The following is a 20895-nucleotide window of genomic DNA, read 5'->3' as shown; positions in this document are numbered from 1 at the left end:
GGCGCACCCCTTCGGACAAGCGATCCATTAGAACAGAGAGCCGGGTCCCCCGGGAGACCTCGCTTCCGTCCCGTCCACCGGCGGTCGCGGGCGGTACGCGTGCGGCCCGCCGGGAAGTCCCGGCGGGCCGCACGGCCGTCACGTCCAGGTGCCGGAGCGCCTGGACGTGTTACCGCGTGATCAGTGGAAGAAGTGGCGCGTACCGGTGAAGTACATGGTCACGCCGGCCTTCTTCGCGGCCTCGACCACCAGCTCGTCGCGGACGGAACCGCCGGGCTGGGCCACGGCCTTGATCCCGGCGGCGGTCAGGATCTCCAGACCGTCGGGGAAGGGGAAGAAGGCGTCGGAGGCGGCGTACGAGCCCTGGGCGCGCTCGGCGCCCGCGCGCTCGACGGCGAGCTTGGCGGAGTCGACGCGGTTGACCTGGCCCATGCCGACGCCGACCGAGGCGCCGCCCTTGGCGAGCAGGATCGCGTTGGACTTGACCGCACGGCTCGCCTTCCAGGCGAAGGCGAGGTCCTTGAGCTCGTCGGCGGAGAGCGCGTCACCAGTGGCGAGGGTCCAGTTGGCCGGGTCGTCGCCGTCGGCCTGGAGGCGGTCGGTGACCTGGAGCAGCGCGCCGCCGTCGATCGGCTTGACCTCGACCGGGGCGGTCGGGGCGCCCTCGCAGCGCAGCACGCGGATGTTCTTCTTGCGGGCGAGGACCTCGACCGCGCCGTCCTCGTACGCCGGGGCGACGATGACCTCGGTGAAGATCTCGGCGACCTGCTCGGCCATCTCGACGGTCACCGGACGGTTGACGGCGATGACGCCGCCGAACGCGGAGAGCGGGTCGCAGGCGTGCGCCTTGCGGTGCGCCTCGGCCACGTCGTCGGCGATGGCGATGCCGCACGGGTTGGCGTGCTTGATGATCGCGACGCACGGCTCGGCGTGGTCGTAGGCGGCCCGGCGCGCGGCGTCGGTGTCCGTGAAGTTGTTGTAGGACATCTCCTTGCCGTGCAGCTGCTCCGCCTCGGCGAGGCCGCCGCTGCCGGAGGTGTACAGGGCCGCGGGCTGGTGCGGGTTCTCGCCGTAGCGCAGCACGTTGGAGCGCTCGTAGGTGGCACCGAAGAAGTCGGGGAAGCCGGAGTCGTCCGCAGCGGCGTAGTCGGCGGCGAACCAGGAGGCCACGGCCACGTCGTAGGCGGCGGTGTGCTGGAAGGCCTCGGCGGCGAGCCGCTTGCGGGCGGTCAGGTCGAAGCCGCCGGCCTTCACCGCGGCGAGGACGTCGGCGTACCGCTCGGGGCTGGTGACGACGGCCACGGACGGGTGGTTCTTGGCTGCGGCGCGGACCATCGACGGGCCGCCGATGTCGATCTGCTCGACGCACTCGTCGTCGGAGGCGCCGGAGGCGACGGTCTCCTTGAACGGGTACAGGTTGACGACCACCAGGTCGAAGGGCTCCACGCCCAGCTCGGCGAGCTGCTCGCGGTGGGCGTCCAGGCGCAGGTCGGCGAGGATGCCGGCGTGCACGCGCGGGTGGAGGGTCTTCACGCGGCCGTCGAGGCACTCGGGGAAGCCGGTGAGCTCCTCGACCTTGGTGACCGGGACTCCGGCGGCGGCGATCTTTCCGGCGGTGGAGCCGGTCGAGACGAGCTCGACGCCCGCCTCGTGCAGACCGCGGGCGAGGTCTTCCAGCCCCGTCTTGTCGTAGACACTGACCAGGGCGCGGCGGATGGGCTTATTCACCGACATGACCGAGATGAACCTTTCGTCCCTCAATGCGATGGCCGTCACGGGCGATCCGCCCCACGGCCTCGACGAGCAGCTTGCGCTCGACTTCCTTGATGCGTTCGTGGAGAGCTGCTTCGCCCTCCGGGGTGTCCTCTTCGGTCACCTCGACCACGCCCTGCGCGATGATCGGACCGGTGTCGACACCGTCGTCGACGAAGTGGACGGTGCACCCCGTGACCTTCACGCCGTACGCGAGCGCGTCACGCACTCCGTGGGCGCCGGGGAAGCTGGGGAGCAGGGCGGGGTGGGTGTTGACGAACCGGCCGCCGAACGCGGCCAGGAACTCCTTGCCCACGATCTTCATGAAACCGGCCGAGACGACGAGATCCGGCCGGTGCGCGGCGGTGGCCGCGGCCAGCGCGGCGTCCCAGCCCTGGCGGGTGGCGTGGTCCTTCACCTTGCACACGAAGGTGGGGATGCCGGCACGCTCGGCACGCTCCAGACCGACGATGCCGTCGCGGTCGGCACCGACCGCGACGACGCGGGCGCCGTACCCCTCGGGGTCCGCGTCGATGGCGTCGAGCAGGGCCTGGAGGTTCGTACCGGAGCCGGAGACCAGGACGACCAGGCGGGCCGGAGCGTCGGGACGGGCCGGAACGGCGGAGGTGGGCGAGGCCACGGACGGGCCCTTTCTCGCGTGGTGACGCGCCTGCGACGTGCGGGCGGATCTCTTGGTACTGGACGAACTCTTTGTGCGGTCGTACGAAGGAAGATCGCCCTCGGGTACGGGGGACCCTACGAACGGACCGGTCGTCGGCAACGATACCGGCACACCCTGCGGCCCCCACGGGACGGGGGCGTGGCCGGGAGGTAGCGTCAGGGGACGCGAACCGTCCGACGGGCGGAAACGACGAGATGGGGAAGACGTTCACCACATGCCGGACCGACGCCGCCGCACCGACTCCCGCCCTTTCCAGCCATCGCACCTTTCGCGCCTTCCGCGCCTTTCACCGCTGACCGAGGGCGCCCCGACGGTGTCGTCGACCGCACCGCACGCACTCCTGCTGCGGGAACGGCAGCCCGGCTCCACCGGCTCCACCGGTTCCGCCGGCGGCCCGGGTACGCCGGGCGCCCCGGGCGGGGCCGATGCCTCGGGTACGTCCGGCACCTCCGGTGGGTCCGACGCCTCCGGTGAGTCCGGCGGGCCGGGCACGCCCGGCGGCGCCGCGACCACCGACGACAACCCGTTCGCGGCGCCCCCGGAGGGGCGGCCCGACCAGCCCTGGCGTCCCCGCCACCCCTCGGCCCACAGCGGCCAGGGCGGCGGCACCGGCCAGGGCAGCGGCCAGGGGCAGGGCAACGGGAACGGCCCCGGCCCCGCGGACGGCCGCCCGGTCTGGGGCAGCCAGTGGAGCGACCGGCAGCCGGGCCGGGAGAACGGCGAATTCGGCCGGCGGCCCGGCGCGGGCGGCGGACCTGAGCAGCCCGGAGGAGGCCGGGGCGGCATGCGGTGGGACCCCACCGACCCCGCCCAGCGCCGCGCCCGCTACGCGGTGCTGAGCGGCATGTGGGCCTTCTTCTTCGTGCTGTTCGGCTTCCCGGAGATCGCCCTGCTGCTCGGCGCGCTCGGCGCCTACTGGGCGATCAGCTCGCTGCGCGCGGACCCGAAGCCGCCGGCCCCGGCCGACGGTGCGGCGAGTCCCGGTCCGGCCGGAGCGACCCCCGCCGCCGGAGCCCCGACACCCGACGGCGCCGCCGCCGGGCAGCCCGGTTCCGTGCCGACGGGTTCCGTACCGACGGGTTCCGTACCGCCCGGTTCCGTGCCGCCCGGTTCCGTACCGGCGGGTGGACAGGGCGGACGGCCCGTACCGGGAGTCGGCGGCAGGCCGCAGACCACGGCGGCGGTCAGCGGACTGGTGACCGCGCTGTTGGCGCTGGTGATGGTGGCGGGGACCTTCACGGTCGAGCTGGTCTACCGCGACTACTACACCTGCGTGGACGACGCCCTGACCCGTGACAGCGCACTGGCCTGCAACGACCTCCTGCCGGACCCCCTCGAACCGGTCTTCGGCGTCAAGAACTGACCGTCGCGGAGCGGCATCCACCAACCGACCGGCCGACTGGCCGACCGGCTGACTGGCCGACCGCCCGACCGACTCCGCGTACGGACCACGGCCCGGCTCCTGCCCCAGGAGCCGGGCCGTTCGCATGGGGCGGACCAGGGGCGAATTTCGGCCACTGCCGACCGCATGGAGCCGGAGCGCACCTCCGCGACCCGCACACCGACGCCGCTCCAATACCTCCTCGGACACATATACCGATACGCCTTTGCGCAACCGAAAAACTTTCGAAATGTTTCGAATTCCTGACCCCTCCCCGGCCCTTATTCACTTTTCGGATCCGGGGATTCCCTCAACCTCGACCACGCCGTCCTGGATGACACTCGCACTGAGCTGGGAGAACATTCTGCACCCTCTCTCCCGGTGCAAAAAAGTTTTTCGCAATGCGTGCCGAAACCATTGACACCCCAGAGCGCCGAATCAACACTGACGTCGCTGACAGACCTCAAAGGCTGTCGATGTGAGGCACCCGCACGACCCGCCCCACCGGCTCCGGCCGCGTCAGGAACGCACCACCCCGCCGTGTCGGCCCCTGCTCCGACACGGCCAACCTTCTGACGCGTCCATGACAGATTCGGACCGGGGAGGTCTTCCGCCATCTGGCCTCCGGCCAGTCCGCACAAGGAGGAAGCATGTTCACGAAGGAAGGCACCACTCGTTCGAGGAGCCGCGGCCTCGGCCGCTTCCGGCTCCTCGGGCGGGCCTTCGCCCTGGCTGCGGCAGCGACCGCGCTGATCCTGCCGGGCACCGCCAACGCCGACACGACCATCACCACGAACCAGACCGGCACCAACAACGGCTATTACTACTCGTACTGGTCCGACGGTGGCGGATCGGTCTCCATGAACCTCGGTTCCGGCGGGAATTACAGCACCAACTGGAGCAACGTCGGCAACTTCGTCGCCGGCAAGGGATGGAGCACCGGCGGACGCCGCGCGGTGAACTACACCGGCACCTTCAACCCGTCGGGCAATGCCTATCTGTCCCTTTACGGGTGGACCACCAACCCGCTCGTCGAGTACTACGTCGTCGACAACTGGGGCAACTACCGGCCCACCGGGACCTTCAAGGGCACGGTGACCACCGACGGCGGCACGTACGACATCTACGAGACGACCCGGACCAACGCCCCGTCGATCGAGGGGGACAACAAGACGTTCAAGCAGTTCTGGAGCGTCCGGCAGTCCAAGAGGACCGGCGGCACCATCACCACCGGCAACCACTTCGACGCCTGGGCGAGCAAGGGCATGACCCTGGGTTCGTTCGACCACTACATGGTGCTCGCCACCGAGGGCTACCAGAGCAGCGGTAACTCCAACATCACGCTCGACGGCTCCGGCGGCAGCACGGGCGGCGGCGGTACGGGCGGCGGCGGTACGAGCAATGGCTGCACCGCGACGCTCTCCGCCGGGGACAAGTGGAGCGACCGCTACAACCTCAACGTCTCGGTCAGCGGCTCCAGCAACTGGACCGTGACGATGAACGTGCCCTCGCCGGAGAAGGTCCTCTCCACCTGGAACATCGGCGCCAGCTACCCGAGCGCCCAACAGCTCGTCGCCAAACCGAACGGCAGCGGCAACAACTGGGGCGTGACGATCCAGGCCAACGGCACCTGGACCTGGCCAACGGTCTCCTGCACGGCGAGCTGACCCGTACCGACCGCAGCACCCGTACGGACGGCGGTCCACCTGGGGACGGCGGTCCCCAGGCGGACACCGCTCGCCGCACGGACAACGGTCAGCAGGGACAGCGGGCAGCAGGGACAACGGGCAGCAGCACCGCGCACCAGCAGCACCCGACCGGCGCGACGGCGCGGCAGCCTCAGGTTGCCGCGCCGTCCGCCGTCGGCCGCGGGTCCTCGGTACGTCGCGACTCCTCCGCAGGTCGGGGAGCCTCCGCAGGTCGGGGAGCCTCCGCGGGTCGGGGAGCCTCCGCAGGTCGGGGAGGCTCCGCGGGCCGGGGAGCCGCCGCCTCGGACCTGCTCGCCGGCTCCGACCTGGGCAGAAAGTCGTACTGCTCGGCCCCCGGTTCGAAGGGGGCGGCGGGCACACCGACGGGCATACCGGCAGGCGTGGGACCGGCGGTCGCAGGACCGGCAGGCGCGGAACCGGCGGTCGCTGCCGCAGCGCGCCCCGGGCCTGCGGAAACCACCCCGTCCGTGGCCGTCTCCGCCGCCGAGCGGGCGGAATCCGGCGGAGCGGGTGTCATCCGGGCTGCGGCGGTCCCGGCGTCCGGCGCCTCGGACTTCCGCCACGGGAGGCGTGGACTCCACCAGGCGCGCGCGTCCTCCGCGCTCCCGTGCGCGGGCGGTTGGGCACACAGCGCCCCGGCGGATTCCTCGGCGCCCGGGTCCGGGGAGCCCGTCCCGGTCCGCCAGGAGCCCAGGCCGCGCGCCGACCATGACCGCCGCTCCGGCGCCGGGGCCGCCCCGGGCACCGCCCTCGCGACGCCCACCGGCTGCACCTCTTCGGCCGTCTCCCACCGCCAGCCCCAGGCCCGTTCCCGCAGCCGCCAGGTCCGCATCAGCAGCGCGAGGGGCACTCCGAACAGGACGGTCCAGAGCACGGTGGCGGCGCCGGTCAGCCACCAGACCGGGCCGAACTCCGCCAGTGCCCGGGTGCCCATCGGCCCGCCGGAGAGGGCTGAGAGGGCGGCCGTGCCCGCGCCGCAGCCGAGTGCGGCGAGCGCCGTGACCAGTGCGGTCTCCCCCGGAGTCCAGGCGTCCTCGGGGGTTCCGCAGGACGGCGCCGCTCTCCGTACGGTGAACCAGGCGACAGCGACGGCAGCCATCAGCGGGACCACTCCGGCCGCTCCGTTCACCGCCGTTCCGGGGCCCGGGTCCGGCAGGGCGGCCAGCAGCGGGAACCCGGGCAGCGCGGGGACCCCGTGGAAGCCGAGGGGGGCGACCGTGGCCGCCGTACCGAGCGAGAAACCGGGCCCGAGTCCGTACGACGCCGCCCACACCGCCGCGTTCGGCACCAGCGCCAGCGCGAGCAGGAGGACGGCGACCTGCCCGGACACCTCGTCGGAGAGCGCCAGGAACGATTCCGCTGTCGCGGTCCTGTTCCGTACGAGCCCGATCGCGACGAGCAGCGCGCCGCCGCCCAGCAGCACCGCGATCCCCGCCACCGCCGAGCGGGTCGCCGCCTCGGCCCGGTCGCGGAAGAGGGTACGGGCCACCGCTTCCTGGACCCGCAGCGGCGCCCAGGACGGGGTGGCGCCCACCGGCCGGCCGGACGCCGTCCACACCCCGGCCGCCGCCGCACCCGCCACCACGGCCACCAGCGGGAACGCCAGCGTGGCCGAATCCCCGGTGTCCACACGGAGCGGAGCCGACCGTACGAAGGCCACCGCCCCGGCCACCACCAGCAGGTAGCCGGTCACCACCGCGCAGCAGACGGCGGCGGCCGACGGCGGCCGGTCCTCCATCGCGTCCACCGGGCCCACGGGGTCCGCCGCCTCCAGCGCGTCGCGGGCGGCCCGGTGCAGCAGCCACACGGGGAGCACCGTCAACAGCAGCGGGACGGTCGCCACCGGGGCGGGGACGTGGCTGAGGGTGTCCGTCCTGACGAGTTCGGCACCGTGCGAGAGCAGCCACAGGGCCGCCGCCGTGCGGACCGCCCGGCCGGGTCCCGCGTCGGAGTACGGCGAGCTGATCCACAGCCCCATCAGCAGGACGGTGAGCGTGCCGAGACCGAGTCCGGCCGCGATCGCTCCGCGCAGGAGTGCGGAGGCCAGGGCGGCAGCCCTGCCGCGTCCGGGGGACAACATCGGGCTGCGATCGGTCACTTGGGTCACGCCCGCCATGCTGCCAACGACACGCGCTGAATCCGTGTAACGGGCGAACCGGCGCCGTGTCGCCCAATATACGTTTATGTGCTTTTTCACCCGGTGTAGTGCTACGGAGGCCCATCCGTGACGGGAAGTACGACCGGCACCGCCGACGTCCCGCTGCCCTCCCCCAAGGAGCGGCGCAGGCTGCGTGAGGCGAAGTCACTGAGCGAGGAGCAGGTGGCCTCCGCGCTCGGGGTCACCGAGGCCACCGTCCGGTCCTGGGAATCGGGGCGTACGGCCCCACAGGGACGCAAACGCGAGGCGTACGCCCAGCTCATCGGGTGCGCCGACCAGCGGCCCGCCCGCCGGGGCTCCTCCGCCCGTTCGAGGGGCCGCCGACCGAAACCGGCCGCCTCGGAAGCGGCTGCCGTCGAGGCGACCGCGACCGCCGAAGCCCCTGCCGCTGAGACGGCCTCGCCCTCGGTCTCGCCCTCGGTCCCGGCGGACGGTGCGGCCCCGGCGGACGGCGCGGCCCCGGACGAGGCCGCCGCTCCGGCTCCTGCTCCGGCACCGGCTCCGGCTCCGGCTTCGGCCACCGCTCCCGTCGAGGCCGTTCCCGTACCCGATCCGCCCGGGCAGGACGCGTCCTACGTGCCCGACACGTCCGACGTGTCTTCGGGGCCGACTCCGGAGGGGGCCTTCGACGCGCTCTACCAACGGACCGCGCCGGGACTGGTCGGCCAGGCCTTCCTGCTGACGGGGCGTCGGAACCTCTCCCAGGAGTCCGTGGAGCGCGCGTTCCACACGGCGTGGGAGCGGTGGCCGGAAGTCGCCGTGGACCGGGATCCGGCGGGCTGGGTGCGGGCCGCCGCTCACGAGTACGCGCTGTCGCCCTGGCACCGGGTGCGCCGCGCCCACCGCCATCCGGACGCGCCCCCCGCCGATCCGGAGCGGCGGGCGCTGCTGGAGGCGTTTCTCGCGCTGCCGCCGTCCTCCCGCCGCACGGTGCTGCTCTACGACGGGGTCGGACTCGATCTGCCGGAGACGGCGGCCGAGACGGAGGCGAGCACTCCGGCCGCCGCCGGGCGGCTGGTCAACGCGCGGGTCGCCCTCGCCGAGCGGCTGCCCGACCTGGCCGGGGCCCCGTCGTCCACGGAGCTCTCCGAGCGGTTGCGCGAGCGGCTCCACTCCCTGGCCGCCCTCGAACCGCCGCCCGCCCTGCCCGCCCCGAAGGCCGTACGCGCCGGGAGCGAGCGCAAGGCCCAGCTCTGGACCAGGGCGGCCATCGCCTTCGCCGCCCTGCTCATCGGCGCGACCGCCTTCACCCTGCACACCGCGCCGACCCGGTACGAGGAACCCCTCTCCCCCGCCCAGCGCGTCGGGGGCGTACCCCCGCGCGGCGGCCCGCAGCACCTGACCGAGCAGGACCTGGAACTCCAGCAGTCACTGCGCGAGCAGCTCACCCACGGCCCGGAACGTCTGGTTCCGCTGATCCACTGACGTCCGCCGGTCCACCGGCCCTTCCGGCCGTACGGAAACGGCGTGGGCCTGTACCCCTGGTGCCAGGGGTACAGGCCCACGCCGTTGTGACGCGTTCACGCGAGGTGCGGCGGCGGGGCCGCCGCGGTGCCCGTGATCAGGCGCCGAGGATCTCGCGCGCCAGCTTGGCGGTCTCGGTCGGCGTCTTGCCGACCTTCACGCCGGCGGCCTCGAGGGCCTCCTTCTTCGCGGCGGCGGTGCCGGAGGAGCCGGAGACGATGGCGCCCGCGTGGCCCATGGTCTTGCCCTCGGGCGCGGTGAAGCCCGCGACGTAGCCGACGACCGGCTTCGTGACGTTCTTCGCGATGAAGTCGGCGGCACGCTCCTCGGCGTCGCCACCGATCTCACCGATCATGACGATGAGGTCGGTCTCGGGGTCCGCCTCGAACGCCGCGAGGGCGTCGATGTGCGTCGTACCGATGACCGGGTCGCCACCGATGCCGACGGCGGAGGAGAAGCCGATGTCACGGAGCTCGTACATCATCTGGTAGGTCAGCGTGCCGGACTTGGACACGAGACCGATGCGGCCGGGCTTGGTGATGTCGCCCGGGATGATGCCGGCGTTGGACTGGCCGGGGGTGATCAGACCCGGGCAGTTCGGGCCGATGATCCGGGTCTTGTTGCCCTTCGAGCCCGCGTACGCCCAGAAGGCGGCGGAGTCGTGGACGGCGATGCCCTCGGTGATGACGACGGCGAGGGGGATCTCGGCGTCGATCGCCTCGACGACGGCGGCCTTCGCGAAGGCGGGCGGCACGAAGAGGACGGACACGTCGGCGCCCGTCTTCTCCATCGCCTCGGCGACGGAGCCGAAGACCGGGACCTCGGTGCCGTCGAAGTCGACGGTCGTGCCGGCCTTGCGCGGGTTCACGCCACCGACGATGTTGGTGCCGTCGGCCAGCATGAGCTTGGTGTGCTTCATGCCCGTGGCGCCGGTCATCCCCTGGACGATGACCTTGCTGTCCTTGGTGAGGAAGATAGCCATGGTGTGGAGTCCCTCGTCCTTACTTCGCAGCCGCGGCGAGCTCGGCGGCCTTGTCGGCCGCGCCGTCCATGGTGTCCACACGCTGGACCAGCGGGTGGTTGGCGTCGGAAAGGATCTTGCGACCCAGCTCCGCGTTGTTGCCGTCGAGACGCACGACGAGCGGCTTCTCGACCTTCTCGCCCTTGCTCTCCAGCAGCGCGAGCGCCTGGACGATGCCGTTGGCGACCTCGTCGCAGGCGGTGATGCCACCGAAGACGTTGACGAACACGGACTTGACGTCGGTGTCGCCGAGGATGATCTCCAGGCCGTTCGCCATGACCTCGGCGGAGGCGCCGCCACCGATGTCGAGGAAGTTGGCGGGCTTCACGTTGCCGTGGTTCTCACCGGCGTACGCGACGACGTCCAGGGTCGACATGACCAGACCGGCGCCGTTGCCGATGATGCCGACCTCGCCGTCGAGCTTGACGTAGTTGAGGTTCTTGGCCTTCGCGGCGGCTTCGAGGGGGTTGGCCGCGGCCTTGTCCTCGAGGGCCTCGTGCTCGGGCTGGCGGAAGTCGGCGTTCTCGTCGAGCGAGACCTTGCCGTCCAGCGCCAGGATGCGGCCGTCCTTGGTCTTCACCAGCGGGTTGACCTCGACGAGGAGCGCGTCCTCGGCGACGAAGGTCTTCCACAGGGTCACCAGTGCCTCGGCGACACCCTCGGCCACGTCGGCCGGGAACTTCGCCTGGGCCACGATCTCGCGGGCCTTGACGATGTCGACGCCGTCGACGGCGTTGACCGGGACCTTCGCGAGGGCCTCGGGGGTCTTCTCCGCGACCTCCTCGATGTCCATGCCGCCCTGCACCGAGGCCATGGCCAGGAAGGTGCGGTTGGTGCGGTCGAGGAGGTACGAGACGTAGTACTCCGCCTCGATCTCCGGAGACAGCTCGGCGATCATCACCTTGTGGACCGTGTGGCCCTTGATGTCCATGCCGAGGATGTCGGTCGCCCGGGCGACCGCCTCGTCGGGGGTGGCGGCGAGCTTGACGCCGCCGGCCTTGCCGCGGCCTCCGACCTTGACCTGCGCCTTGACGACGGACTTGCCGCCCAGCCGCTCGGTCGCCTCGCGGGCTGCCTCAGGCGTGTCGATGACTTCACCGGCCAGCACCGGTACACCGTGCTTGGCGAAGAGGTCCCTCGCCTGGTACTCGAACAGGTCCACGCGCGTCCGTCCCTTTTAGTGGTCTCGCGGTTGGTTTGATGCGTGGGCGTGCCGCGAGGGGCAAACGTGACTGCGCTGTCACCAAGGAATGCGTACACGGAGTCCAGTACGCGGCATGTCCATCCGGCAGGTTATCCCCGCGCTCCGCCCGACCCTAAATCGGAGATCCCGCACGAGCGGTGATTACGGTCACAGATGCTCCTGGTGACCGGGGTGCAGGGGACAAATCGGCACGCCGTCGCCCCTGCGGGGCGCTGGTCGGCGGGGGTTGCGGCGGAACGGGCGGGGCGGCGACCGGGCGGACGCCGGGCCAACCACCGGATCGGTGAGAGATGAACCACCCGAGGAACCATCCACCGGGCGCATGCGACGGACACAGCGACGGACGCCCGCGGCACCCCACGCGGCCGGACACCCCCTACCGCTCCGGGACCGGCAGGGGACGCTTCTCCAGGGCCGCCGCCATCACCTCGGGGAAGAGGTCCGGCGTGCAGGCGAAGGCGGGAACCCCGAGGGCCGCCAGCGCGGCCGCGTGGTCGCGGTCGTAGGCGGGCGCTCCCTCGTCCGAGAGCGCGAGCAGCGCCACGAACTCCACTCCGGACCGCTTCATCGCCGCGACCCGCTGGATCATCCCGTCGCGCATCCCGCCTTCGTAGAGGTCGCTGATCAGGACGACGACCGTCTCGGCAGGGCGGGTGAGGCGTGCCTGGCAGTAGGCGAGGGCCCGGTTGATGTCCGTACCGCCGCCGAGCCGGGTGCCGAAGAGTACGTCGACGGGGTCGTCCAACTGGTCGGTGAGGTCGACCACGGAGGTGTCGAACACGATCAGCCGGGTGTCCAGCGAACGCATCGAGGCGAGAACCGCCCCGAAGACGGCCGCGTGGACGACGGAGGAGGCCATCGAACCGGACTGGTCGACGCAGAGGACGACCTCCTTGCGGACGGCCCGGCCCGCCCGGCCGTAACCGATGAGCCGCTCCGGAACCACGGTGCCCGCGCCGATCGCACGGTCCGCGCCGATCGCATGGTCCGCGTGGTCCGAGCCGCCCGCGTCCTGCGAGCTGCCTGAGGTACCGGTGCCGCCGGAGCTGCCGGTGCCGCCGGTGCCCTCCGTGCCCGGGATCGGTACCCAGTGCTTGAGGTTGGCGCGAATGGTGCGGTTCCAGTCGATGTCGCGGTGGCGCGGGCGGCCGGTCCGCGCGGACCGGTCGAGAGCGCCGGTGAGGGCGGCCCGGGTGTGGCCGGCCAGCCTCCTCTCCAGGTCGGCGACGACCTTGCGCACCACGGCGCGGGCCGTCTCCCGGGTGGTCTCCGGCATCGCGCCGCCGAGCTGGAGGAGGGTGCCGACGAGGTGGACGTCGGCCTCGACCGCGTCGAGCATCTCGGGTTCCAGCAGCAGGGCGGCGAGGCCGAGCCGCTCGATGGCGTCCCGCTGCATGACCTGGACGACCGGAGCGGGGAAGTACGTACGGATGTCGCCGAGCCAGCGGGCGGCGGCGGGAGCGGACGCACCGAGTCCGGCTCCGCGTTCGCCGGGGCTCCGGGCGCCCGGGCTCTTCCCGCCGCCGTAGAGCGCGGTGAGGGTGCGGTCCATCGCTGCGTCCCGCCCCTCGGGTGCGTGGCCGGTGGACTCCGCGCTGTCGGAACCCAGCACCAGCCGCCACCGCCTCGCCCGCTCGTCGCCGGATGCTCGCGCGGGCCGGGGCTGTCGGTTCCTCGGGGCCCGTCCGGGTACGGGAACGTGTTCCGTCACGGCCGATCAACTCCTGTGCGCGGGATGGCTGGTCGGGTCCGGTCCGGCTTCGCCTGGGTCGGCCGGGGGCTGCCGGGCCGGTCCTGTTCGGGGTGCCCGGGGGCGTGCTCCGGGTGCTCGAAGCGCGCTGGTACACGCTCGGCGCCGAGGACGAGGCGGAGCACCGGGAGCACGGCGTCGGCGCGGGGTCCGTCCAGCTCCGGGCCGAAGCCGGGCAGCGCCGCCCCGGTGCCGGGCCCCCGGGCCCGCCCCGCTCCGGCCGGGCCCCGGCGGGCCAGCTCCCCCAGGGTGCGCCGGACTCCCGGTTCGTACGCGGAGAAGGTGCGGCGGAGCAGCGGCAGCACGTCCGTGAAGGCGTCGTCGGGCACGCCGGTCAGCCAGCCGTCCACCAGGGCGAAGAGGCGCTCGTCGTGCACGAGGAGCATCCCACCGCCGGAGGCTCCCCCGATGAAGCCGTCGATCCACGCGGCGGCGTGCGGGGGCGGGGTGCCGGCCGAGAGGGCGAGGCCCATGAGCCGTGCCGCCTCGCCGTCCCCGAGCCGGCCCTCGTCCAGCAGCAGCCGGGTGGCGCGGCCCCGTACGGCCCCGGCGACCGTGTCCCGGGCCGACAGCTTGCCGAGCACCGCCGCCCAGCGGTCCCGGAGCCCGTGCGCGGGTTCGTCCGGGGGCGCCAGGAGGGCGATCGCGCCGTGCACCTCGTCCACCGCGCGGCGCATCGCCTCCGCGCCGTCGGCGTCCAGGCCCGTGCAGGCGGCGGGCAGCCCGACGCAGATCCGCGCCGCCAGACCGGCGGCGACCTCGCCGAGAGCGGCGGTGTCCGTGGCGCGTACGTCCCCGTACCGCAGCGAGCGGGCCAAGGCGGGCAGGGCCTCGGCGAGATGGGAGACGTCCGCGTCCAGCGCGGCCCGGTCCGCCAGGGCCCGCATCACCACCGGCAGCGCGCCGGGCAGACCGGCGAGGAGGCAGTGCTCGGCGAGGGCGGTGACCTCGCCGAGGGTGGTCGCCAGACACGCCTCGGACTCGGCCTTGGCGGTGGCGGCGGAGAGCACGGTGGTGCCCCAGGTGCCCGCCTCCGCGATCCGGACCGAGAGCTCCGGCTCCCAGCGCAGCCGCCAGGTCTCCCGGAAGGTGCCGGTGCTCCCCCGGCCCGCCACCGGCTCGCCCCAGTCCACGGCGAGGAGCCGCAGCCGGTGCAGCAGCAGGCTCCGCGCCGCGTCGTTCTCCCGGCGGAGGTCGAGCTCCACCTCACGGTCGGGCGGTTCCGGCTTCAGGCGCAGGGCGCGCTGCTGCCGGGTCAGGTCCCGCTGGAGCGGCACGGCCGGTACGCCGTCGGGTACGTCGCCGAGCGCGGTGCCGACGACGAGTCCGGCGTGGACGAGCGCGAGGGGCACGTCGGACCCGTCGCACATGACGGCCCGGACCGCGTCGGTGGCCTCGGTGAGACCGGCGAGCGGGCGCCCGCGCAGGGCGGCGAGCGTCTCGGCGAGGCGTACCGCCTCGATGACATGGGCCGGGGAGACGAACCGGTCCTCCTCGCGCAGCAGCCCCGCGACCTCCGTCATCCAGCGCTCGACGGGCCGGTCCGGGGCACGGAAAAGGTGGGCGTACCAGCCGGGCGCGTCGATGCCGGCGCCGTATCCGCTGCGGCGGGCCAGCCGCCGGTGCGTCCAGGGCACCCAGGTCATGCCTGTCTTCACCTTGGGGAGACCCTTCACCAGCGCGCGGTCGGCGGTGAGAGTCGTCCGGGCGGCGAGGGCGGGCACGTGCCAGGCGCCGCAGACGACCGCGACCTCGTCGCCGAAATCCTTCCGCGCCGCCCGGAGCTGGATGCGCATGAACGCCTCGCGCACGGCGTCGCGGGGATGCCCGCCGTCGCCGTACGTCTCGCGCAGCGCCGCCATCGCCTCGGCCAGCGCCGCGAACGGGGCGACGGGGTCGGCGCCGGGTGCCGAGGACCGGTGTTCGACCACGTCCTCCCACCACCGCTCGGGGTCGTCGTAACCGGCTGCCTCGGCCAGCAGCGCGATCGGGTCGGGAGGGGCGGGCGAGGTCTCCCAGTTCGCTTCGCCCTGGGTCGCCGCCGCGAGCGCCAGCGAGTGGGCCGCGGGCAGGTCGACGAAGCGGACGGCCGCACCGTGCGCGAGCGCCCAGCGGATCGCGACCCACTCCGGTGAGAACTCCGCCATCGGCCAGAACGAGGCCAGCCCAGGATCGTCCACGGCGTGCGCCAGCAACGCCACCGGGGGCCGCATCTCCGGATCGGCGGCGAAGGCCAGCAACGCGTCGGCCTCCGGCGGCCCTTCGACCAGCACGGCACGCGGTTCCACCGCCTCCAGCGCGGCCAGCACCGCCCGCGCCGACCCGGGGCCGTGGTGCCGCACGCCCAGCAGCAGCGGCCCGGCAGCCCCGTCGGCCGGGGGCGTGCGCGCTGCGGGCGGGGCTGCGGTCGTGGCCGGGGTCGCGGTCGTGGGGGTCGCGGTCGTGGGGGTCACCCGCGTGGAGGTCATGGCGCGACCTCGCGGCAGGCGCGGTAGAAGTCCTTCCAGCCGTCCCGTTCACGGACGACCGTCTCCAGGTACTCCTGCCAGACGGCCCGGTCCGCCGCCGGGTCCCGGACGACCGCGCCGAGGATGCCGGCGGCCACGTCGCCCGGGCGCAGGGTGCCGTCGCCGAAGTGTGCGGCGAGCGCGAGGCCGTGGGTGACGACGGAGATCGCCTCGGCGGTGGAGAGTGTGCCCGAGGGGGATTTGACCCGGGTGCGGCCGTCCGTGGTGACGCCGTCGCGGAGCTCCCGGAAGACGGTGACGACGCGCCGGATCTCGGCCGTCCCCTCGGGGGCGGCCGGCAGGTCCAGGGCGCGGCCCAGCTGGCCGACGCGGCGCGAGACGATGTCCACCTCGTCCTCGGGTGTGGCCGGGAGCGGCAGCACGACGGTGTTGAAGCGGCGGCGGAGCGCGCTGGACAGCTCGTTGACGCCCCGGTCGCGGTCGTTGGCGGTGGCGATGAGGTTGAACCCCTGGACCGCCTGGACCTCCTGGCCCAGTTCGGGGACGGGCAGGGTCTTCTCCGAGAGGATCGTGATGAGCGAGTCCTGCACGTCGGCCGGGATGCGGGTCAGCTCCTCCACCCGGGCGGTACGCCCCTCCGCCATGGCGCGCATCACCGGGCCGGGCACCAGGGCGGCCCGGCTCGGGCCGTGGGTGAGCAACTGCGCGTAGTTCCAGCCGTACCGGATCGCTTCCTCGGGCGTGCCCGCGGTGCCCTGGACGAGGAGCGTCGAGTCGCCGCTGACGGCCGCCGCGAGGTGCTCGGCGACCCAGGTCTTGGCGGTTCCCGGCACCCCGAGGAGCAGCAGGGCGCGGTCGGTGGCGAGCGTGGTCACGGCGACCTCGACGAGCCGGCGCGGGCCCACGTACTTGGGGGTGATCACCGTGCCGTCCGGGAGTGTGCCGCCGAGCAGGTAGGTGGCGACGGCCCACGGCGAGAGGCGCCAACGGACGGGCCTGGGACGGTCGTCGGCGGCGGCCAGCGCCTTGAGCTCGTCGGCGAAGGCGTCTTCGGCGTGCGGCCGGAGCGCCCGCACGCCCGCGTCGGGCGGCGCACCGTCCGACAACGCACCGCCCGACGACGCACCGCCCGCAGGCACCCCCTCCGCAGGCGCCCCCGCGGACGTGTCGGCGCCCCGCTTTCCACCGTCCGGCGTGCCGCCCGACGCGGGCGCGTGCCCGGTGGCCGCGGATTCCCCGGCTCGTTCGTACACGGTCATGGTTCCCCCTCCAGATCGCGCGGTCCGATGTGTGTCACCACCGTGCACCACCCCACTGACAATCGGTCCCCCACTCACCGTCACCGCAGGTCGGGGCAGTTGTCAGTGGGGGGTCCTACCGTCGTGGCCATGTTGCTGTCCCCTGAGGGAGATTCCGCGCGGACCGCCGAACCGGCGGGACGCACCCCTGCCGCCCCGGCCGACGCCGAGGCGGGACGTACCCCTGCCGCCCCGGCCGACGCCGAGGCGGGACGTACCCCTGCCGCCCCGGCCGACGCCGAGGCGGCGCGCAGGCGTGCCGAGCGGAGGTCCGCCCGGATCACCGACGGCGCACGGGAGTTGGAGGAGCGCCTCGCCGACCTCCTGCGCACCGGTCTCGCGGTGTCCGGGCAGCCGGGTCACGACCGCTGGGAGGAGACCGCCGCCCGGATGGTCGACGCCCAGGCTCCCGGGCTGGCCGCGCGCGTACGCGGGTTGGGCGCACTGGCCTCGTCCGGTCCGGGGTGGCCGGCGCGGATGCTGGAGGAGTGCGGACTGCTCCATCTGCTCAACACCGCCTGGCTGGGACGGGATCGGCTGTCCGCGCCCCTGTCGGCGACGGTCCGCACCCGGGTGGGGCTCCCCTCGGCACCGGACGGCCCGCCGGTGCGCGACCAGTGGCAGGTGCTCGCCCGGTACGACACCTCGGACGGCAGGCTCGTCACCCGCCGTATCTGGTTGTACGGCCAGGGGTCGGGCCGCACGGCGGTGCTGCTCTCCTACGGCCCTGGGGGCCGCGCCCCGGAGCTGTCCCTCCCGGTGGGCACGGTCCTGGACGCGGAGTTGACGCAGCACCCGGGCGCGGGCCGACGGGCTGAGCTGGGGGCGGTGTCCGGCACACCGGAGCCCGCCCGCACACCCCCGCCGGCGGTGTCCCCCGCCGAGGCCCTCGTCGGATACGGCCGCGCGCTGGGCGATGACCCCTGGGCGGAGCGGCATCCGGTGGTGCTGGGGGCGGTCATACCCGTCCCCGCCGCCGGCCACTGGCAGCTCGCCGACGAAAGGACCGGGAGCGCCCTGCCGGTGGCGGGGGACCCGCGCTCCCGGCCGGGGCTCTGGCGGCTGGCCGCGCTCTCGGGCGGCGGACCGGTCACGGTCTTCGGCGAACTGGGCCCCCGCGGCTTCGCCCCGCTGACGGCCTGGTCCGTCGTCGAGGGCGACGGCGACGGCTCGGGCAGGACCGTCGCCCTGGCCTGACGCACCGGGCGCGCAGCCCGGGGCCCGCCCCCGCACCCCGTGCCGTACCCGTTACCCGTCACCCGTTACCCGTCACCCGTCACCCGTCTGCCGGAGGTGAACCATGACCGCCACGAACCCGCCCCCGTCCGGACCCCGTTGCCCGGACCGCGACCACCCGCACGCCCCGGACCACCCGCGGACCCCGGACAACGCCCACGCCTCGGCCCACCCCACCGGCACGGCCCACCCAGCCACTCCGCACCGAGACACCCCGCGCCCGCTCGAAGAGGAGTGGGACGAGCTGGTCACCCGCGCCCTGCTCGGCACGGACCGCCGACCGGCGCACTCCCCGGGCGGCGGTTCCGGCGGACCGGCCGCGCTGCTGGACGCGGCTGCGGTGCACGCCGTGCGCCGCCGGGCGGGACTGCGGCCCGCCGCGGCCGGGGCGCTCCCCGGCCGGGCCCCCGAGGATCCCCGTCCGCCGCTGCCCCGGGCGGCCCGCCGCAGACTCGTGCAGCTCCTCGCGGACCGGTCGGGCGGCCCACACGCCGGCAGGCGGGGCACGGCCCCCGATCTGACGGAGCTGATCCCGCAGTGGCTGGCCGCCGCCAACCGTCACGGCTACCGCGCCCCCGCGGCGTTGCTCCCGGCCCTGCTGGACGCCGCGCGGGCCCGTACCGATCTGCGCCCGCACGCACTGGCCTTCGCCGGTCCGCGCGGCCGCTGGCTGGCCGGTCTGAACACGGACTGGCGGTTCGCTCTGCGTGACGGCGCTCCGCAGGCCGCGCTCCGGGGCGGACCCGGCGGCGGCGCCGACGCGGACGCGGTGCGCGAGCTGTGGGAAGAGGGACTGTTCACGGAGCGGATCGCGCTGCTCAGTGCCGTACGTCTCCGCGACCCGGACGCGGCCCGGGAACTGCTCGCCGGGAGCTGGTCCGGTGAGCGCGCGGAGGACCGGCTGATGTTCCTGGACACCCTCCGCGCCAAGCTCTCCGGGGCGGACGAGGACTTCCTGGAGGAGGCGCTCGGCGACCGCAGCCGCAACGTCCGCGCCACCGCCGCCGAGCTCCTCTCCGCCCTGCCCGACACCGCGTTGGGCCGTCGGATGGCGGCCCGCGCGGTCTCGTGCGTCAGCCTGGACCGCAGGTCCGGTGGTGGGCCACCGCCCGTCTCCGGCGGTCCCGCTCCCGCGTTCGGTGGGCCCGCCTCCGCGCCGGTGGGGCCCTCCTTGTTCATAGAGGCGCCGCACGAGTGCGATGGCGGGATGCAAAGGGACGGGGTGATCCCGGTACCGCCCGCCGGGAAGGGCGAACGGTCTTGGTGGTTCGGGCAGTTGGTCGAGTCGACCCCGCTCGCCACCTGGCCCGCCAGACTCGGCGGACGTACGGCGCGTGAGCTGGTGAGGCTGCCGGTGGCCGACGACTGGGCCGCAGACCTGCACGCCGCCTGGTGCCGTGCCGCCGTACGGCAGCGGAACGAGGAGTGGGCGCGGGCTCTGCTCGGCGCCCCCACCGCGCCTCCGGGGGACACCACCGGGACCGACTCGCCGGCCGAGCGGTCCAAGCTCCTCGCGACCCTCCCCCAGGAGGAACGCGCCGTGTGGGCGGCCGGTTTCATAGCCGCTCACGGCCTCTCCGACGCGTTCCAGCTGCTGGGCGTGTGCGCCGTGCCCTGGGCGGCACCACTCGGACGCGCGGTCGTCGACGCGCTCGACATCGCCCGCGAGGCGGGCAGTTACCCCTGGAGCTTCAGCGGAGTCATGGGTCTGGCCGAGCGCTGCCTGGACCCGGGCGAGGCCGACCGCCTGGAGGTGCTCACCACCCCGGAGGACGAACGCGAGGGCGCCTCACCCGGGGCGGGCGGCTACTGGTCGGAGGCCTTCCAGCGCTTGGTCTCCACCCTCCGGCTGCGGGCCGCCATGGAGGCCGAGCTGGCCCCGGCCGGGCCCTGACGCGCCGCGTCGGCCGAACGAACCCGCAGCAGGACACCGCAGGACACCTCTCACGGCAGGGCAGCCGGTCCGGCGGGGCGGCGAGCGGGCGTGCCGGCGGCGCGACGAGGGAAACCCCGCCGGGCGGGGCCCCGGGCCCCCGGTCGGGCGCGGCCGTGCACACCAGGCACGGCCAGGCCCGGCCCTCAACGCCTCTGGAATCGCCTGGAACAGGCAGTCACCCTCCGGTGCCGCCGCACGCCCGCAGGTGTCAGGCGTCCGCGGGGTGAGGGACGTTCGCGTTGACCCAGTCGACGATCGCGGTGGTGGTCGCACCCGGGGTGAAGATCGCGGCGACCCCGAGTTCCCTGAGCGGCGGGATGTCCTCCTCCGGGATGATCCCGCCACCGAACACCTTGATGTCCTCGGCCTCCCGCTCCCGAAGCAGCTCGATCACCTTGGCGAACAGCGTGTTGTGGGCGCCCGAGAGGATCGACAGTCCGATGGCGTCGGCGTCCTCCTGGATGGCGGTGTCCACGATCTGCTCCGGGGTCTGGTGGAGACCGGTGTAGATGACCTCCATTCCGGCGTCCCTCAGTGCCCGCGCGATCACCTTGGCCCCCCGGTCGTGGCCGTCGAGCCCCGGCTTGGCCACCACCACACGAATCGGACCGGACACACCCATCACTGCCTCCATCTGGTTTCCCGCACCACCGGCCGCGTTCTCCCGCACCGTCCCGCGCTCTGTCCGAGCCCGCTCCCGTACCGGATCCCGCACTGTTCCTCGCGCCGACGCCCCGCGGATGTGAACGAACGTTATCCTCAGCATCCTTCCTCGTCGCGTCCTGTTTCGTGAAGGACGTGAGGGGGGAAATCTCCTTGTGGGACATGTTCGTCGT

Annotated in this window: 14 protein-coding genes; 5 read left to right on the top strand and 9 right to left on the bottom strand. The window is 73.7% G+C overall.

Going from position 1 to position 20895, the window contains the following annotated elements:
- Nucleotides 1–180: 180 nt before the first annotated feature.
- On the bottom strand, nucleotides 181–1734 hold the full coding sequence (gene purH, locus ACFZAX_RS09120) for a bifunctional phosphoribosylaminoimidazolecarboxamide formyltransferase/IMP cyclohydrolase (protein WP_390960323.1): 1554 nt from the start codon (nucleotides 1732–1734) through the stop codon (nucleotides 181–183).
- On the bottom strand, nucleotides 1721–2392 hold the full coding sequence (gene purN / locus ACFZAX_RS09115) for a phosphoribosylglycinamide formyltransferase (RefSeq protein WP_390960322.1): 672 nt from the start codon (nucleotides 2390–2392) through the stop codon (nucleotides 1721–1723). The genes purH and purN overlap by 14 nt, the downstream gene beginning before the upstream one ends.
- Nucleotides 2393–2648: 256 nt before the next feature.
- Here purN and ACFZAX_RS09110 point away from each other — a divergent pair, with 256 nt between their 5' ends.
- A complete protein-coding gene (locus ACFZAX_RS09110; RefSeq protein WP_390960321.1) occupies nucleotides 2649–3797 on the top strand; it encodes a hypothetical protein in 1149 nt (382 codons plus the stop codon).
- Between the two features lie 668 nt (nucleotides 3798–4465).
- Nucleotides 4466–5482, top strand: a complete 1017-nt coding sequence (locus ACFZAX_RS09105) for a glycoside hydrolase family 11 protein (protein ID WP_390960320.1) — start codon at nucleotides 4466–4468, stop codon at nucleotides 5480–5482.
- Nucleotides 5483–5654: 172 nt separating this feature from the next.
- Here the strand turns inward: ACFZAX_RS09105 and ACFZAX_RS09100 are convergent, their stop codons facing one another.
- Complete coding sequence (locus tag ACFZAX_RS09100; protein ID WP_390960319.1) at nucleotides 5655–7640, bottom strand: DUF6350 family protein; 1986 nt, start codon at nucleotides 7638–7640, stop codon at nucleotides 5655–5657.
- Nucleotides 7641–7748: 108 nt separating this feature from the next.
- Between ACFZAX_RS09100 and ACFZAX_RS09095 the strand changes: the two genes are divergently transcribed.
- The gene (locus ACFZAX_RS09095; protein ID WP_390960318.1) at nucleotides 7749–9107 is read left to right on the top strand and encodes a helix-turn-helix domain-containing protein; all 1359 of its coding nucleotides are present in this window, start codon (nucleotides 7749–7751) and stop codon (nucleotides 9105–9107) included.
- A gap of 136 nt (nucleotides 9108–9243) precedes the next feature.
- Here ACFZAX_RS09095 and sucD read toward each other — a convergent pair whose 3' ends face one another.
- From sucD to ACFZAX_RS09070, 5 genes are all read right to left on the bottom strand, one after another.
- Entirely contained in the window at nucleotides 9244–10128 is an 885-nt protein-coding gene (sucD, locus tag ACFZAX_RS09090) for a succinate--CoA ligase subunit alpha (protein WP_266708217.1), read from the bottom strand.
- Nucleotides 10129–10147: 19 nt separating this feature from the next.
- The gene (gene sucC / locus ACFZAX_RS09085) at nucleotides 10148–11329 is read right to left on the bottom strand and encodes an ADP-forming succinate--CoA ligase subunit beta (protein ID WP_390960317.1); all 1182 of its coding nucleotides are present in this window, start codon (nucleotides 11327–11329) and stop codon (nucleotides 10148–10150) included.
- Between the two features lie 418 nt (nucleotides 11330–11747).
- A complete protein-coding gene (locus ACFZAX_RS09080; protein WP_390960316.1) occupies nucleotides 11748–13082 on the bottom strand; it encodes a VWA domain-containing protein in 1335 nt (444 codons plus the stop codon).
- Nucleotides 13079–15589, bottom strand: a complete 2511-nt coding sequence (locus tag ACFZAX_RS09075) for a DUF5682 family protein (protein ID WP_390960315.1) — start codon at nucleotides 15587–15589, stop codon at nucleotides 13079–13081. The genes ACFZAX_RS09080 and ACFZAX_RS09075 overlap by 4 nt, the downstream gene beginning before the upstream one ends.
- Nucleotides 15586–16848 carry an AAA family ATPase gene (locus ACFZAX_RS09070; protein WP_390960314.1) on the bottom strand — a complete coding sequence of 421 codons (1263 nt, stop codon included), beginning with the start codon at nucleotides 16846–16848 and terminating at the stop codon, nucleotides 15586–15588. Before ACFZAX_RS09070 ends, ACFZAX_RS09075 begins: the two co-directional genes overlap by 4 nt.
- A gap of 129 nt (nucleotides 16849–16977) precedes the next feature.
- Between ACFZAX_RS09070 and ACFZAX_RS09065 the strand changes: the two genes are divergently transcribed.
- Together ACFZAX_RS09065 and ACFZAX_RS09060 are read left to right on the top strand one after the other, a co-directional pair.
- On the top strand, nucleotides 16978–18084 hold the full coding sequence (locus ACFZAX_RS09065) for an SWIM zinc finger family protein (protein ID WP_390960313.1): 1107 nt from the start codon (nucleotides 16978–16980) through the stop codon (nucleotides 18082–18084).
- Between the two features lie 103 nt (nucleotides 18085–18187).
- Nucleotides 18188–20017, top strand: coding sequence for a DUF5691 domain-containing protein (locus ACFZAX_RS09060; RefSeq protein ID WP_390960312.1), 1830 nt, complete (start codon nucleotides 18188–18190; stop codon nucleotides 20015–20017).
- A gap of 250 nt (nucleotides 20018–20267) precedes the next feature.
- Here the strand turns inward: ACFZAX_RS09060 and ACFZAX_RS09055 are convergent, their stop codons facing one another.
- A complete protein-coding gene (locus tag ACFZAX_RS09055; RefSeq protein ID WP_390960311.1) occupies nucleotides 20268–20681 on the bottom strand; it encodes a cobalamin-dependent protein in 414 nt (137 codons plus the stop codon).
- Nucleotides 20682–20895 lie beyond the last annotated feature (214 nt).

This window comes from Streptomyces sp. NPDC008125 (assembly GCF_042957125.1).
GTDB lineage: Bacteria > Actinomycetota > Actinomycetes > Streptomycetales > Streptomycetaceae > Streptomyces.
This window is presented reverse-complemented; position numbering and strand designations above follow the sequence as displayed.